Origin of the sequence: Mycobacterium gordonae (assembly GCF_001417955.2) — a bacterium.
Classification (GTDB): Bacteria; Actinomycetota; Actinomycetes; order Mycobacteriales; family Mycobacteriaceae; genus Mycobacterium; species Mycobacterium gordonae_B.
This window is the reverse complement of the sequence record NZ_LKTM01000057.1, coordinates 63,793-79,238: the sequence shown is the minus strand read 5'-3', so window position 1 is coordinate 79,238 and position 15,446 is coordinate 63,793. Positions and strand designations below refer to the sequence as shown.

The following is a 15,446-nucleotide window of genomic DNA, read 5'->3' as shown; positions in this document are numbered from 1 at the left end:
CCGGGTTACAGCGACAGGTAGGAACGCAGCTCGAACGGCGTCACGTGGCTGCGGTAGTTCTCCCACTCGGTGCGCTTGTTGCGCAGGAAGAAGTCAAAGACGTGCTCCCCCAACGCCTCCGCGACCAGTTCCGAAGACTCCATGGCGCGCAGCGCGTTGTCCAGACTCGACGGCAACTCGCGATAGCCCATCGTGCGGCGTTCCTCGGGGGTGAGGTCCCAGACGTTGTCTTCGGCCTGCGGCCCCAGCACGTAACCCTTCTCCACCCCGCGCAGTCCGGCGGCCAGCAGCACCGCGAACGTCAGGTAGGGGTTGCACGCCGAGTCCGGGCTGCGCACCTCGATGCGCCGGGACGACGTCTTGTGCGGTGTGTACATCGGCACCCGGACCAGGGCCGAGCGGTTGGCCGCCCCCCAGGACGCGGCGGTGGGCGCCTCGCCGCCGTGCACGAGCCGCTTGTAGGAGTTGACCCACTGGTTGGTGACGGCGCTGATCTCCGACGCGTGCTCGAGAATCCCGGCGATGAAAGACTTGCCGACGTCCGACAACTGCAACGGGTCGTCGTCACTGTGGAAGGCGTTGACGTCGCCTTCGAACAGGCTCATGTGAGTGTGCATGGCCGAGCCCGGGTGCTGGCCGAACGGCTTGGGCATGAACGTCGCCCGCACACCTTCGTCCAGCGCAACCTCTTTCATGATGTACCGGAAGGTCATCACGTTGTCTGCCATGGACAGCGCGTCGGCGAACCGCAGGTCGATCTCCTGCTGACCGGGCGCGCCCTCGTGGTGACTGAACTCCACCGAGATGCCCATGAACTCCAGCGCCTCGATCGCGTGGCGACGGAACTTGGAGGCGGACTCGTGCACCGCCTGGTCGAAGTAACCGGCGTTGTCGATCGGAACGGGCTCGCCGCCGTCCTCGGCGCCGGGCTTGAGCAGGAAGAACTCGATTTCGGGGTGGACGTAGCAGGAGAAGCCGAGGTCGTTGGCCTTCTGCAGCTGACGCCTAAGCACGTGCCGCGGGTCCGCCCACGACGGTGAGCCGTCGGGCATGGTGATGTCGCAGAACATCCGCGCGGAGTGGTGGTGGCCGGCCCTGGTGGCCCAGGGCAGTACCTGGAAGGTCGACGGGTCAGGATGGGCGACGGTGTCGGACTCCGAAACCCGGGCAAACCCCTCGATCGACGACCCGTCGAAGCCGATGCCCTCTTCGAATGCGCCCTCGAGTTCGGCCGGCGCTATCGCGACGGACTTGAGGAACCCGAGCACATCCGTGAACCACAGCCGGACGAAACGGATGTCGCGCTCTTCCAGCGTGCGGAGGACGAATTCCTTCTGCCGATCCATACCCGCACACTAGGCAGGCTCTGTTAAATCGATGTTACGGATGCCACGCCAGACACGTTGCGGATAGTCAGGCCTGACACCGCAGGTTCGGCGGCGGCAGGGTGAGATCCACGAAATAGCGCACGATCGCGGTGTCCACACACTGATTGCCGTCGAACACGACGGTGTGTTGCGTCCCGTCGAAGGACATCAGCGAACCGCCCAGTTGGCGGGCCAGGTCCACCCCGGCCTGATACGGAGTGGCCGGATCGTGGGTGGTGGAGACCACGACGACCTTGCCCGCAGGAGCGGGTGCGGCGGCATGTGGTGTCGAGGTCGGCGGCACCGGCCACAGCGCGCAGATGTCGCGCGGAGCGGCGCCGGTGAACTGTCCGTAGCTCAGAAAGGGAGCCACCTGCCGGATCCGTTGATCGGCGGAAACCCAGGAAGCCGGATCTGTCGGCGTGGGCGCGTCGACACATCGAATCGCGTTGAACGCATCCTGACCGTTGTCGTAGTGACCCTGCTTGTCACGCCCGTTGTAATCGTCGGCCAGCAGCAGCAGGTCGCCCGCGTCGGTTCCGCGTTGCAGGCCCAGTAGTCCGCTGGTCAGGTATTTCCAGTGCTGCGGGGTGTAGAGCGCGTTGATGGTGCCGGTGGTCGCGTCGGCGTAGCTCAGGCCGCGCGGGTCCGACGTCTTGCCGGGGCGGGTCACCAGCGGGTCGATCAGGGTGTGGTAGCGGGTGATCCACTGGGCCGGGTCGGTGCCCAGCGGGCAGGCCGTCGATCTGGCGCAGTCGGCCGCGTAGTCGTTGAAAGCCGTTTGGAATCCGGCCATCTGGTTGACCGTCTCGTCGATCGGGCCGATCGTCGGGTCGATGGCGCCGTCGAGCACCATGGCCCGCACGTGGGGCGCGAACCGCTCGATGTAGGCGGTTCCCAGCTCGGTGCCGTAGCTGTAGCCGAGGTAGTTGATCTGCTCATCGCCCAGGGCCTGCCGGATCATGTCCATGTCGCGTGCGGCCGACGCGGTGCCGGTGTTGGCCAGGAACGGCAGACCCATCCGCTCGGCGCAGTGCTGGGCCAACTCGCGGTATACCTGCTCGATGTGGGCGACCCCGGTCGGGCTGTAATCGACCATCGGGTCGCGCCGGTAGGCGTCGAACTCCGCGTCCGAGCGGCAGCGCAGCGCCGGTGTCGAATGCCCCACTCCCCTGGGGTCGAATCCCACCAGATCGAAGTGCTGGCTGATCTCGGAGTTCTTGAGGTCGGGGGCCATGCCGGCCACCATGTCGACGGCCGATGCCCCGGGTCCGCCCGGATTGACCAGCAGCGAGCCGATCCGCTGACCGGTCGCCGGAACGCGGATCACCGCCAACTTCGCCTGTGCCCCAGTGGGTTTGTCGTAGTCGACGGGAACCGACACGGTGGTGCAGCGGGCGGTGGGAATGTCGGAAGTGTCGCTGATGAAGCCGTTGCAGGGAACCCAGCTCTGGGGCGTCGCGACGGACGCCGCGGGGACCTGGGTCCCCCCGGTGCCGGTGTCGGGTTCGGGGGTCGCGGCGGCGAGCGGGAGTGCCGCCGACTGCAGAAGCACCAGTCCGGACGACAACAGCGCCGAGCTCACCAGTCTCAGGCGCAACATGGCGGAAATCGTCTCACTTCAAATTGCCGGGTTGGACGCGGAACGATTACGCCTTGGTCACTAATCGGTACGGACGGCGCGTCGCGCTGACTGTGAATCCCACGACGGGACACGCCGGCGCGCCGGCGCGCACGTCACACCGGGCGGGTCAGCAGGTGGCGCCGCTGGGCGGCGTGGTCCCGTTGATCAGATAGGACGTGATGTAGTCGTCGACGCAGTTGTCGCCCTGGAAGACGACCGTGTGCTGGGTTCCGTTGTAGGTGAGCAGTGAACCCTTGAGCTGGTTGGCCAGGTCGACGCCCGCCTGATACGGCGTGGCCGGGTCGTGGGTGGTCGACACGACGATCATCGGCGCCAGCCCCGGCGCGGAGACGACGTGCGGGCGGCTGGTGGGTGGCACCGGCCAGAATGCGCAGGTGCCCAACGGAGCGTCGCCGGTGAACTTGCCGTAGCTCATGAACGGCGCCAGCTCACGGGACCGGCGATCTTCGTCGATGATCTTGGCGCGGTCGGTGATCGGTGGCTGGTCAACGCAATTGATCGCCACGCGGGCATCGGTCGAGTTGTTGTAGTGGCCCTTGGAATCGCGGCGCATGTACATGTCGGCCAGCGCCAGCATCGTGTCGCCACGCTGCTCGTCGGCCAGTTCTTTGAGACCGTCCGTCAGGTGGTGCCACAGGTTGGGTGAGTACAGCGCCATGATGGTGCCGACGATGGCGTCGCTGTAGCTCAGGCCGCGCGGGTCTTTGGTCTTCGCCGGCCTGCTCACGGCCAGGTTGTCCGGATCTACCAGCGGGTCGACCAGGTTGTGGTAGGCCTCCACGGCTTTGTTCGGGTCGTTGCCCAGGGGGCAGCTGGCATCCTTGGCGCAGTCGGCGGCATAGTCGTTGAACGCGTCTTGAAATCCCTTGGCCTGCCGCAGGTCTGCCTCGATCGGGTCGGCGTTGGGGTCCACGGCGCCATCCAGGATCATCGACCGCACGTTCTGCGGGAACGCTTCGGCGTAGGCCGACCCGATGCGGGTTCCGTAGGAATAGCCGAGATAGGTCAGTTTCGCGTCACCGAGCGCCTTGCGGATAGCGTCCAAATCCTTTGCGACGCTGACGGTTCCCACGTTGGCCAGGAAGTTCTTGCCCACTTTGTCCACACAGCGTTGCACGAACTGCTTGGTCTCGTTTTCCATGCGGGCCACGCCCGCCTGGCTGTAGTCGACCTGGGGCTCGGCGCGCAGGCGGTCGTTGTCGGCATCGGAGTTGCACCAGATAGCCGGCCGGGAACTGGACACGCCACGCGGGTCGAAGCCGACCAGGTCGAACCGCTCGTGCACCCGCTTGGGCAGGCTCTGGAACACGCCGAGTGCGGCCTCGATACCGGACTCGCCGGGACCGCCGGGGTTGATGACCAGCGAGCCGATCTTCTCGCCACTGGCCGGGAACCGGATCAACGCCAGCGACGCCACGTCGCCGTCGGGATGGTCATAGTCGACCGGGACGGCGAGCTTGCCGCACATGGCGTGCCCGGGAATCTTCGCGTTCGGATTGGAGCTGCGACACGGTGTCCACACCACCGGCTGACCCAGCCGCGGCTCGGACATGAGCGCCTTGCCGGGGACGACGCGCACGCAGCCCGCCAGGACCAGCACCACGGCGGACAGCGCGGTCCAGATCAGCAGCATGCGCGCGAACTTGTCGCGGCGAGACAGGCACATGGCACCATATGCTGCCAGAGCCGACACAAGACGCAGGTTAGCGGCCGATTAGCAGGTCGCGATCCGCGCCACAGCTGACCGGCCGCTAGCCGCACACTGCCAGCAGTTCCTCCATGACGACTTCGAACTCGTCGGCCATCTCCCACAGGTCCGGCACCAGTTCCGGGCACCCGATCAGGCCGATGTCCAGGCGGCCGGTCAGCGACATCACCGTGATGTTGAGCCCCGAGCCGTGAAAGATCGGGCCCAGTGGATACATGGCCTTGACCTCGCAGCCCAACAGGTAGAGCGGGATCTGCGGCCCCGGCACGTTGGAGACGACGAGATTGTGCACGGGCAGGGTTTCGGTCAGCCGGGTCATCGCGTAGACGCGCATCGCCGCGCCGAAGACCGCCGGCGCGGCGAATTGCGACCAATCCTGCAGCAGTGTCGCGCCGATCGCCGAACTATGTTGCTTGGCAACCGAATTCGCTTCCGCGATAGCCTTCAGCCGGTGCAGCGGGTCGGCAATCTCGGTATGCAGGCTGGCGAACATCGCCGAGACCTGGTTGCGCCCGGATCGCGGGGACTTGCCGTGCACCGAGACCGGTACCGACGCCACCAGCGACGTCGCCGGCAACAGGTTGCGATCGGCCAGATACCGCCGGAGCACCCCGGACACCAGTGCCATCACCACGTCGTTGACCTTGATCCCGAAGTGGTCTTTGACGGTCTTGACATCGTCGAGGTTCAACTCGGCGTAGGCGATCGTGCGACGGCCACTGACCGTGGCGTTGAACACCGTGCGCGGCGCGGCAAACGGGCGGGCCATCGTCAGCCCGTCGCGAGCCCGCTGCAGGGTGTCGAGCACGGAGTTGACGGTGTCGGGAATTACGTTGGCCAGCTGCAGGGGTCTGGTGGCGAACCGGAGCAACCCGCCCGCGGCGATCTGCCATCCGCTGGCGTCGCCAACCCCGCGCACCGGATCCGGCGCGGGCGCATCGGCCTCGGTGGTGCACAGCTGGGACATCAGGCTGGCGCCGGTCACCCCGTCCACGCCGGCATGGTGCACCTTGATCATCACCGCGAGACGGCCGGCCCGGTGGCAGTCGGTGCCCGCAACGCCCTCGATCACCCACATCTCCCACAGCGGTCGCCTACGGTCCAGCGGCAACGACGCGATGTGAGCGCAGACCTCCGAGAGTTCGGCACGACCGCCCGGAGGCGGCAACCCGATGCGGTGCACGTGGCGATCCACATCGAAGTTCTTGTCATCCACCCAGACCGGATGGTCCAGGTTCAGCGGGCTGTCAGCAAGCTTCTCGCGTAACTCCGGCATCGCGGCCAGCCGCGACGACAACGCGTCGCGCAGCCGGTCAAAGGTGTAGCCGCCGGGCATGGTGGAGGTATCGAGCTCCAGGATCGAGCAAACATGCATCGGCTGGGTGTCGGTCTCCAGATACAGGAAGCTGGCGTCGAGCCCACTGAGCCGCTGCATCGAAGGATGGTAAGTCCGTGGCGCACCACACGGTGCATCGATCTGGACAAGATGGCAGACTGGGAAGGTCAGACGAACCCGGGGACCCCTGCTGTGGGCCACGAGGATCGACCCGACCATCACTGAGGACAATGATGTCTGAGAACGTTTACGGTTCCAGCCCTGCCGCCGAGTCGGCGCCACGGCCCAAAATTCGCACCCACCACCTGCAGAAGTGGAAGTCCGAAGGCCACCGGTGGGGCATGCTCACGGCCTACGACTACTCGACCGCCCGGGTGTTCGAAGAAGCCGGCATTCCGGTGCTGCTGGTCGGCGACTCGGCAGCCAACGTCGTCTACGGCTACGACACCACGGTGCCGATCTCGATCGACGAGCTCATCCCACTGGTCCGTGGCGTGGTGCGGGGCGCGCCGCACGCGCTGGTAGTCGCCGACCTGCCCTTCGGCAGTTACGAGGCGGGACCGGCGGCCGCGCTGGCCGCCGCCACCCGGTTCATGAAGGAAGGCGGCGCCCACGCCGTCAAGCTCGAGGGCGGCGAGCGTGTCGCCGATCAGATCGCCTGTCTCAGCGCGGCCGGCATCCCGGTCATGGCGCACATCGGCTTCACCCCGCAGAGCGTCAACACCTTGGGCGGTTTCAAGGTTCAGGGACGCGGAGACGCCGCCGAGCAGACGATCGCCGACGCCATTGCCGTCGCCGAAGCCGGCGCATTCTCCGTGGTGATGGAGATGGTGCCGGCCGAACTGGCCACCCAGATCACCGGCAAGCTCACCATCCCGACGATCGGGATCGGCGCCGGGCCCAACTGTGACGGTCAGGTTCTGGTCTGGCAGGACATGGCCGGGATGAGCAGCGGCAAGTCCGCCCGTTTCGTCAAGCGGTTCGCCGCCGTCGGTGCCGAATTAGGACGCGCTGCAAGGCAATACGCAGAAGAAGTGGCCACCGGGGCATTCCCGGCCGAAGAGCACTGCTTCTGATCTGGGACCGCTTCTGACCTAGGGTGTGGGCGCCGGAGCCCCGCACCGAGCCCGGAAGTCGGTCACCGGTTGGCGAATACCCTGCAGATCCGCGTGCACGTCCGGATTGGCGTCCATGTACTGCTGCAACCGGTTGCCCATCTCTTCGCGGCTCAGCCCTTTCAGACTCGTGAAGAAGTCGTTGACGTCCGGGTGGGCGAACAGATATGCGGAGGTCGCCGCGGCCACACCGGAGGATATGCCGGCCAGGTCCGCCGCGGTACAGTTCGGCGGCGCCGGCTCCGGGTCCGCCCCGGCCGGTGCCGCGGCACCGAAAAGCATTGCGCCACTTACCGCGCCGGCAACGATTGCGCCGGCGATCACGCGCGTCTTGAACATGGACGACTCCTTCGTACTTCCGACCGGCGCCCCGAGAGCCGGTACCACATCGCACACCATAAGTGGTGCGGCCGGCCCGTTCGATAGGAACATGCCGTAGGCGGCCCGGTCACCCTGGTGTGGCACGCTATGGGGGCCTACCGTTCGACGCCGACAAACCACCCTGCTCGGCAGCGACGCGCTCTCACGGAGAAGAAAATGCCTGCTAAAGCGCCAAAGACGGCGCGACATCTGGAGGTCGAGCGCAAGTTCGACGTGGTCGAGTCGACGGGGTCACCGTCGTTCGAGGGCATCGCGGCAGTGGCTCGCGTCGACAAATCCCCCGTCCAGGAACTGGACGCGGTCTACTTCGACACCGCGACCCAGGACCTGGCCCGAAACCGGATCACCCTGCGCCGGCGCACCGGCGGACACGACGCCGGCTGGCACCTGAAGCTGCCCGCCGGGACGGACGCCCGCACCGAGATCCATGCCGCGATCGACGCGTCCGCCGACGACGACGCGGTGCCGGCCGAGTTACTGGACGTGATACTCGCGATCGTCCGCGACCGCCCCGTCGCGCCCGTCGCACGCATCACCACCCGCCGCGAAAGCCAGGTCCTCTACGACGCCGAAGGCCGCGCGCTGGCGGAGTTCTCCAACGACCACGTCACGGCGTGGTCGGCGTCCAAGGGATCCGACGAGCAGCGCTGGCGGGAGTGGGAAGTCGAGGTCCTCGACATCGACTCCGACAAGAAACACAAGGCCGGCCATGAACTGCTGAACCGGTTGAGCAACCGATTGCTCGACGCCGGCGCCTCCCCCGCCGGACACGGCTCGAAGCTGAGCCGGGTGCTGGACTCCGACGGTCCGGTCAAGCAGGCGCCCGCTCCCCCGGCTGACCCGGTACACCGCGCGGTGGCCCAGCAGGTCGAGCAGCTGCTGGCCTGGGACCGGGCCGTGCGCGCGGACGCCCACGACTCCGTGCACCAGATGCGGGTCACCATCCGCAAGATCCGCAGCTTGCTCAAGGACTCCCAGGACTCGTTCGGATTGGCCGACGGCGCATGGGTTCTCGACGAACTGCGCGAGCTGGCCGGGATCCTGGGCGTGGCGCGCGACGCCGAGGTGCTTGCCGAGCGCTACGAGCGTGAGCTGAGTCAGTTGGCCCCCGAGCTGGTTCGCGGGCCGGTGACCGAACGGCTCGTCAACGGGGCTCAGCGCCGTTACCAGCTCGGCCTGCGACGCTCGCTGGCCGCCATGCGGTCCAAGCGCTACTTCCGCCTGCTGGACGCACTCGATGCGATAGTCGCGGAGCCACCGGTCACCGCGTCGGGTCAGGAACCGCGCCCGGTCACCATCGATGCCGCCTACAAGCGCGTCCGCAAGGCCGCCAAGGCCGCACGCGCGGCGGAAGCGGCGCATGCCGACGACGCCGACGAGACGCTGCACGTGATCCGCAAGCGCGCCAAACGACTCCGCTACACCGCGGCAGCCACCGGTGCGAGCCGGGTGGCGCAGCAGGCGAAGGCCATTCAGACCCTGCTCGGCGATCACCAGGACAGCGTGGTCAGTCGCGAACACCTGCTGGCGCAAGCCCAGGCGGCGCACCTGGCGGGCGAAGACACCTTCACCTACGGCCTGCTCTACCAACAAGAGAACGAGATCGCTGAAACCAGCCGCCAGCAGCTGGACTCAGTGCTGCGCAAGCTCGATAAGGCGGTGCACAAAAGCCGCCGCTGAGGGCAGAGGCGGACGAGTTGGCCTGTAAGCCGGATTCTGTTCCCCACCGCCGCGGCTTTAATCCACGGCGGCACGGCGACGACCATCCATCTGGACACACCGTTGCCGGGTGCCTCGAGCGGCCTACCCGCAGACTCGGGCGAGCAGCCCTCGAACGTCTGCGCGGCCGCACTTTCGGTGCGGCCTTCTTGGCCTTGCTTCGGGTGGGGTTTGCCGAGCCACCCCGGTCACCCGGGATGCTGGTGCGCTCTTACCGCACCGTTTCACCCTTACCACCACACGGGTGGCGGTCTGCTTTCTGTGGCACTTTCCCGCGAGTCGCCTCGGATTGCCGTTAGCAATCACCCTGCTCTGTGAAGTCCGGACTTTCCTCGACTCAAGTCGGCACCTCTCGGACCCACTCGAGCCGCGGCCGTCCAGCCAACTCGTCCGCGACGAACACGGTACCCGCACAACAGGGCGCAAGCCAGGTCCGGTCTCCTATCGTGGACAGCGCCACGCACTGACGGGAGGCCGCGGAATGACCCGGTGGGATGCCCGCGTCGACTCGGGCGACTGGGGCGCGATCACCGCCGAACTCGACGAGTTCGGCGGTGCACTACTGCCACGGCTGGTCACAGCCGGCGAGGCGGCCCGGCTGCGCGGTCTCTACGCCGACGACAGCCTGTTCCGCAAGACGATCGACATGGCCCCCAAACGCTACGGCTCCGGGCAGTACCGCTACTTCAGCGCTCCCTATCCCGAGCCGATCGAAGGACTCAAGCAGGCCCTCTATCCGCGGTTACTGCCGATCGCCCGCGACTGGTGGTCCAGGCTGGGCCGCGCCACGCCGTGGCCGGACAGCCTCGACCAGTGGCTGACAGCGTGCCACCGCGCAGGCCAGACGCGCTCCACGGCGCTGATGTTGCGCTACGGCGCCGACGACTGGAATGCAATGCATCAAGATATCTACGGAGACTTGGTTTTTCCGCTTCAGGTGGTGATCAACCTGAGTGACCCCGGTGTCGACTACACCGGCGGTGAGTTCCTGCTCGTCGAACAACGATTTCGGGCGCAATCCCGCGGCACCGCAACGCAATTGCCGCAGGGCCACGGCTACGTCTTCACCACCCGCGACCGGCCGGTGCACTCCAGCCGCGGCTGGTCGGTTGCGCCTGTGCGCCATGGCATTTCGACGGTGCGTACCGGCGAACGGTATGCCCTGGGCCTGATCTTTCACGACGCCGCCTGACTCACTCGAGCTGTCGAACCGCAGCAGTCAGACGCTGCAACACTTTTCGTGCCGTTCGGATGTCGTCGGCCTCGATGTCCGCGGTGAGCGACCGCTGCGCGGCGGAGGCCCGGTCGGTGATGGAGGACAAGGCCCGCCGACCGGCGGCGGTCAGCTCCAGCAACGGCGACGAGCGGTGGTCGGGGTTGGGCCGCCACTGCGCCAGACCGTCGTCGACCAGGTTGTTGGCGATGCGCTGCACACCTTGCCGGGAGACTCCGAGCCGGCGGGCGGCGCGCGGCACCGACGTCGCATCCCCGGAGATCACGCTGAGCAGCTGCCAGCGGGCCTGGGTCTGCCCCTCAGTCTTGGCGACGGCCTCTCCGGACTTGCGTAGCGCACCCGCGGCCTCATAGATATCGGCAACCAGCAGGGCGATGTCGTCAGGCATCAGGCTCCTTTGACAATATGTTGTCATTTTAGCAATATGATGTCGGAAATAGATTGGAGCACAAACGTGAGCAGCGCAATCGAAAATCTTCAGGCCGCCCACGAACGGGCGGCGCAACTACGACCCCGGGCGCACGGCTTTCCCCTGGTGGCGGAGGTGTTGCGCCAGGCGGGGGTGAACAGGTACCACCACTCGATCCCGTCGGGAACGACGCTCTATCTCACCGACGCCGGAGCCGTGGTCATGCAGGCCGACCCGGTCGTCTCCGGCATGACCGACGTCGCGCCGTGGAACCGGGATGCCCTCATCGCCGCGATCCGCACCGACCAGGCCGGCGACACCAGCTATTCGCAGTTCACCCGATCCTGCTGGGAGGCCGGCGTGGTGAACTATGACGTCGATCTGTCGGGCCGCACCTGCACCTATGCGGGCGCGGGGGGTGAGCAGTATGTCGAGTCCTACCCGCAGGTCGAGGTCGATCAGAGGTAACCCGTCTGATTGACCAGGCGCACCGACGAGGCGCCGTCCGGATAGAACTCGGCGATGCTCAGCGACGCCAGGTCCAGGTGCAGCCGGTACAGAATTCCCGATCCGGCGTCCAGCGCCATCCGCAGCATCGACTTGATCGGCGTGACATGGGACACCACCAGCACATTGGCGCCGGGATGGTTGGCGATGATGCGGTCGCGGCCGCGCCGCACCCGCCGCAGCACGTCGTCGAAGCTTTCGCCGCCCGGCGGCAGCGCACCGGTGTCGTACAGCCAGCGGCGGTGCAATTCCGGGTCGCGAGTGGCGGCCTCGGTGAAGGTGAGGCCTTCCCAGGCTCCGAAGTCGGTTTCGATCAGGTCCTCGTCGACGGTGACCTCCAAGCCCAGCGCCCGGGCCGCGGTCGTCGCCGTGTCATAGGCACGTTGCAGTGGCGATGAGATCACCGCCGCGATCCCTCGCCGCTGGGTAAGGTATCGTGCCGCCAAACCGGCTTGCCGCCAACCGATTTCGTTCAGCGGCGGGTTGCCCCGCCCGGAGTAGCGACGCTGCGCCGAAAACTCGGTCTGCCCGTGCCGCAACAGCAGGAACCGGGTGGGATTGCCGCTGGCGCCGGTCCAGCCGGGCCCCTTGTTGGCGTCGGTCGGCACCTCCTCCGCCGCGGCCTTGCGGGCGGACTCGGTGACCGGCACGGCGACCTTGTCGACCCGGCGGTCGGTCTGGGCCGCGGCGTCCATCGCCTCGTTGGCCAGCCGGTCGGCGTAGGCGTTCTGCTCGCGCGGGATCCAGGAGAAGCCGATTCGGCGGAACTGGGCCGCCAGCGAGCGGGCCTGGCCGTGCAACTCCACCAGGTCGGGGTGTTTGACGCGCCAGCGCCCCGACATCTGCTCGATCACCAGCTTGGAGTCCATCAACACCTGGACCTCGACGGCACCCAGGTTCAGAGCGTCATCCAGGGCGGCGATCAGACCGCGGTACTCGGCGACATTGTTGGTGGCGCGTCCGATGGCCTGTTTGGTCTCGGCCAGGACCGTCCGGCGGTCCGCGCTCCACACCACCGCCCCATACCCGGCTGGTCCCGGGTTACCCCGCGACCCGCCGTCGGCCTCGATGACGACTTTCACTGCTCAAAAACCTTGACGCGCAATAAAATTGCGCCGCACTCCGGGCACCGCAGTACCTCATCTTCGGCCGCGGCGGTGATGCGGGCCAATTCGCCGCGCCCGATCTCGATCCGGCACGCGCCGCACCGGTGACCCTGCAGTTGCCCGGCTCCCGGCCCTCCCCCGGCGCGCAACCGCTCGTAGAGCGCCGACAAATCGGGGTTCAGTCCGGCGGCCAGAGCGTCGCGCCGCGACGCGTGTTCCGCTCGGACCGTTTCCAACTCGGCGAGCGCGGTGTCGAGAGCCTGCTGCGCGGCGGTTAATTCGGCCTGCAATGCATCGGCGGTCCCGGACTCGGCGTCCTGCTGCGCCTGCAATTCCTCGCGGCGCTCCATCACCTCCAGCAACGAGTCCTCCAGGCTGGTCTGGCGGCGCTGCAGCGTTTCCAACTCGTGCTGCAGGTCGGCCTGATGCTTGGCGTCGGTGGCCCCCGAACTGAGCAGCGAGCGGTCCCGGTCCTCCCGCTTGCGCACCGCGTCGATCTCGGCCTCCAGCCGTGTTATCTGAGCGTCCAAGTCCTCCAATGCGATTCGCACGGCACCCAACCGGTCACTGGCTGCGGTGTGCTCGCCGCGCACCCGGTCGTAGGCGGCGCGCTCAGGCAGATGACTGCTCCGGTGCGCGAGCCGGGACAGCTCAGCATCCACCGTCGCCAGTTCCAGTAGCGAACGCTGCTGTGCTACATCGGCCTTCATCACTGCTCTCCAGGTCTCTTTCTCAGCACTCGGTTCTCAGGTTCCAGGGGTCGGTGCGGACGGTGGATACCCGCACCGGCAGCGATCCGAATCTGGACCGCAGCACATCTGCCGCCTGGGCACACCACGGGAATTCGCTGGCCCAGTGCGCGACGTCGATCAGCGCCACCGGTGAGGCCCGCAGATGCTCGTCGGCGGGATGGTGCCGCAGATCGGATGTGACATAAGCCTGCACGTCCGCCGCGGCTACCGCACCCAGGAACGAGTCTCCCGCCCCGCCACAGACCGCCACCCGCGATACCGGCAGGTCCGGGTCACCCCCGGCGCGCACCCCCCAGGACGTTCGGGGCAAGGCGGCGCCGACGCGTGCGACGAAGTCGCGCAACGGCTCAGGGCGCCCCAGCGTGCCGATACGCCCCAGTCCGGTCCCGGCCGGCGGCGGCTCCAGCGCGAAGATGTCGAACGCCGGCTCTTCGTAGGGATGCGCGGCATGCAGCGCGGCCAGGACGGCACCGCGTGCCCGGGCGGGCGCGATGACTTCGACCCGGTCCTCGGTGACGTGCTCGACCGCACCGACACTGCCAATTGCCGGAGCAGCACCTTCGTGGGGCAGAAACTGGCCGGTGCCGGTGACGCTCCAGCTGCAGTGCGAGTAGTCGCCGATGTGTCCGGCGCCGGCGGCGAAGACCGCTTCCCGCACCGCTTCCGCGTTCTGCACCGGGACGTAGATGACCCACTTGTCCAGATGGGAAACGCTCGGCGAGGTGTCCAGGACGGCCTCGACGGTCAGGCCGAGGGCGTCGGCCAGCGCGTCGGACACACCCGGTGTCGCCGAATCGGCGTTGGTGTGGGCAGTGAACAGCGCACGGCCGGACCGGATCAAGCGGTGGATCAACGCACCCTTGGGCGTGCTGGCCGCGACGGTGTCGACGCCACGCAGCAGCAACGGGTGATGGGCCAGCAGCAGACCGTTGTCGGGCACCTCGTCGACCACGTCGGCCGTCGCGTCGATCGCGATGGTGACCGACTCGACCTCATCGGCAGGATCACCGCACACCAGGCCCACCGAGTCCCACGACTCGGCCAGCCGCGGCGGGTACGCCTCGTCCAGCACTTCGATGACGTCGGCCAGTCGCACGCTCATCGGCGGCTCCCGCCGTGGACGCCTTCCAGGGCAATCGACTCGACCAGCCGCGGCCACTCGGGTCGCACCGCCGCCCGCAGGTAACGCTCGTCCAGGCCGACGAAGGTGTCGCATCGGCGAACCGCAATTCCCTTGTCGCGCAATCGCCTTCTGGTCCGATCAGCATCGGGGCAGGCGAACAGCACGAAGGGGGCGCGGCCGTCGACCACCTCGAGGCCCACCGATTCCAGGCCCGCGACCATGGCGGCCCGCATGGCCACCGACCGGGCGGCATCCGCGGCAGCCTCGGCTACGGCCCGTTCGGTGCAGCAGGCGGCGATGGCGGTCAGTTGCAGCGTGCCCACCGGCCAGTGCGCACGCTGGGCGGTCAACCGGGCCAGCAAACCGGGCGCGCCCAGCGCGTAGCCGACCCGCAACCCGGCCAGTCCCCAGGTCTTGGTCAGGCTGCGCAGCACCAGCACGTCCGGCGGCGCGTCACCGGCCAGCGAATGCGGCTCGCCGGGAACGGAGTCGGCGAACGCCTCGTCGACCACCACGATCCGTCCCGGCCGGCGCAGCGCCAACACCTGCTCACGCGTGTGCAGCACCGCCGTCGGGTTGGTCGGGTTCCCGATCACCACCAGGTCGGCATCCTCGGGCACCTCCACCGCCTCGAGGGTGAACGGGGGTCGTAGGACGACGTGCTGCACGGCGATACCGGCCGAGTTCAGCACCGCCTCGGGTTCGGTGAAGGACGGCGCGATGATCGCCGCGCGTCGCGGACGCAGGTTGCTCAGCAACGCGAAACCCTCGGCCGCCCCGGCCAGCGGCAACACCTCGTCGCGGGCCCGGCCATGCCGTGCGGCCACGGCTTCCTGCGCCGCGAGCACGTCGGCGGCGCTCGGGTAGCGGGCCAGGTCCGGAAGCCGGGCGCTCAACTGCTGGACCAACCACGACGGCGGTTGGGCGCGACGGACGTTGACGGCGAAATCCAGCATGCCGGGCGCCGCGTCCTGATCGCCGTGATAACGCGCGCGCACAATACGACTCGACGCGCTCGGATCAAGACCCGCCATCACAGAAACA

At 67.6% G+C, this 15,446-nt stretch carries 14 protein-coding genes and 1 other RNA gene; 4 read left to right on the top strand and 11 right to left on the bottom strand.

The annotated features are described in order from the left end of the window. Positions 1 to 5: 5 nt before the first annotated feature. The 4 genes from glnA to AO501_RS08045 all read right to left on the bottom strand — a co-directional run bounded on the left by glnA (position 6) and on the right by AO501_RS08045 (position 6,155). Positions 6 to 1,346, bottom strand: a complete 1,341-nt coding sequence (gene glnA / locus AO501_RS08060; protein WP_055577226.1) for a type I glutamate--ammonia ligase — start codon at positions 1,344 to 1,346, stop codon at positions 6 to 8. A gap of 67 nt (positions 1,347 to 1,413) precedes the next feature. Next, positions 1,414 to 2,979, bottom strand: coding sequence for an alpha/beta hydrolase (locus AO501_RS08055; protein ID WP_156452392.1), 1,566 nt, complete (start codon positions 2,977 to 2,979; stop codon positions 1,414 to 1,416). A gap of 139 nt (positions 2,980 to 3,118) precedes the next feature. Further along, positions 3,119 to 4,678, bottom strand: coding sequence for an alpha/beta hydrolase (locus AO501_RS08050; protein ID WP_055577224.1), 1,560 nt, complete (start codon positions 4,676 to 4,678; stop codon positions 3,119 to 3,121). Positions 4,679 to 4,763: 85 nt separating this feature from the next. Then, positions 4,764 to 6,155 (bottom strand): WS/DGAT/MGAT family O-acyltransferase, encoded by a 1,392-nt coding sequence (locus tag AO501_RS08045; RefSeq protein WP_055577223.1) that lies wholly within the window; start codon positions 6,153 to 6,155, stop codon positions 4,764 to 4,766. 131 nt (positions 6,156 to 6,286) lie between these two features. On the opposite strand from AO501_RS08045, the gene panB reads away from it, so the two are divergent. Further along, positions 6,287 to 7,132: a 3-methyl-2-oxobutanoate hydroxymethyltransferase gene (gene panB, locus AO501_RS08040; RefSeq protein ID WP_055577222.1), complete on the top strand. Its 846-nt coding sequence runs from the start codon at positions 6,287 to 6,289 to the stop codon at positions 7,130 to 7,132. An 18-nt stretch (positions 7,133 to 7,150) separates the two neighbouring features. On the opposite strand, the gene AO501_RS08035 is transcribed toward panB, so the two are convergent. Further along, a complete protein-coding gene (locus tag AO501_RS08035; protein ID WP_055577243.1) occupies positions 7,151 to 7,510 on the bottom strand; it encodes a heme-binding protein in 360 nt (119 codons plus the stop codon). A 198-nt stretch (positions 7,511 to 7,708) separates the two neighbouring features. Here AO501_RS08035 and AO501_RS08030 point away from each other — a divergent pair, with 198 nt between their 5' ends. Beyond that, entirely contained in the window at positions 7,709 to 9,232 is a 1,524-nt protein-coding gene (locus tag AO501_RS08030) for a CYTH and CHAD domain-containing protein (protein ID WP_055577221.1), read from the top strand. A 9-nt stretch (positions 9,233 to 9,241) separates the two neighbouring features. Here the strand turns inward: AO501_RS08030 and rnpB are convergent. After that, positions 9,242 to 9,660: RNase P RNA component class A (gene rnpB, locus AO501_RS08120), an RNA gene on the bottom strand. A gap of 92 nt (positions 9,661 to 9,752) precedes the next feature. Between rnpB and AO501_RS08025 the strand changes: the two genes are divergently transcribed. Next, positions 9,753 to 10,463 carry a 2OG-Fe(II) oxygenase gene (locus AO501_RS08025; protein ID WP_055577220.1) on the top strand — a complete coding sequence of 237 codons (711 nt, stop codon included), beginning with the start codon at positions 9,753 to 9,755 and terminating at the stop codon, positions 10,461 to 10,463. A gap of 1 nt (position 10,464) precedes the next feature. On the opposite strand, the gene AO501_RS08020 is transcribed toward AO501_RS08025, so the two are convergent. Continuing rightward, positions 10,465 to 10,893: a MarR family winged helix-turn-helix transcriptional regulator gene (locus AO501_RS08020; protein WP_055577219.1), complete on the bottom strand. Its 429-nt coding sequence runs from the start codon at positions 10,891 to 10,893 to the stop codon at positions 10,465 to 10,467. A gap of 66 nt (positions 10,894 to 10,959) precedes the next feature. Here AO501_RS08020 and AO501_RS08015 point away from each other — a divergent pair, with 66 nt between their 5' ends. After that, positions 10,960 to 11,382 carry a DUF1398 family protein gene (locus tag AO501_RS08015; RefSeq protein ID WP_055577218.1) on the top strand — a complete coding sequence of 141 codons (423 nt, stop codon included), beginning with the start codon at positions 10,960 to 10,962 and terminating at the stop codon, positions 11,380 to 11,382. Here the strand turns inward: AO501_RS08015 and AO501_RS08010 are convergent. The 4 genes from AO501_RS08010 to cobC are packed head-to-tail and all read right to left on the bottom strand — an operon-like array spanning position 11,373 to position 15,436. After that, positions 11,373 to 12,503: a bifunctional RNase H/acid phosphatase gene (locus tag AO501_RS08010; protein ID WP_055577217.1), complete on the bottom strand. Its 1,131-nt coding sequence runs from the start codon at positions 12,501 to 12,503 to the stop codon at positions 11,373 to 11,375. The two genes, AO501_RS08015 and AO501_RS08010, sit on opposite strands and share 10 nt — an antisense overlap. Next, a complete protein-coding gene (locus AO501_RS08005; protein ID WP_055577216.1) occupies positions 12,500 to 13,237 on the bottom strand; it encodes a zinc ribbon domain-containing protein in 738 nt (245 codons plus the stop codon). The genes AO501_RS08010 and AO501_RS08005 overlap by 4 nt, the downstream gene beginning before the upstream one ends. A gap of 22 nt (positions 13,238 to 13,259) precedes the next feature. After that, a complete protein-coding gene (locus AO501_RS08000) occupies positions 13,260 to 14,381 on the bottom strand; it encodes a Nif3-like dinuclear metal center hexameric protein (protein ID WP_055577215.1) in 1,122 nt (373 codons plus the stop codon). Beyond that, positions 14,378 to 15,436, bottom strand: a complete 1,059-nt coding sequence (gene cobC / locus AO501_RS07995) for an Rv2231c family pyridoxal phosphate-dependent protein CobC (protein ID WP_055577214.1) — start codon at positions 15,434 to 15,436, stop codon at positions 14,378 to 14,380. Before cobC ends, AO501_RS08000 begins: the two co-directional genes overlap by 4 nt. Positions 15,437 to 15,446 lie beyond the last annotated feature (10 nt).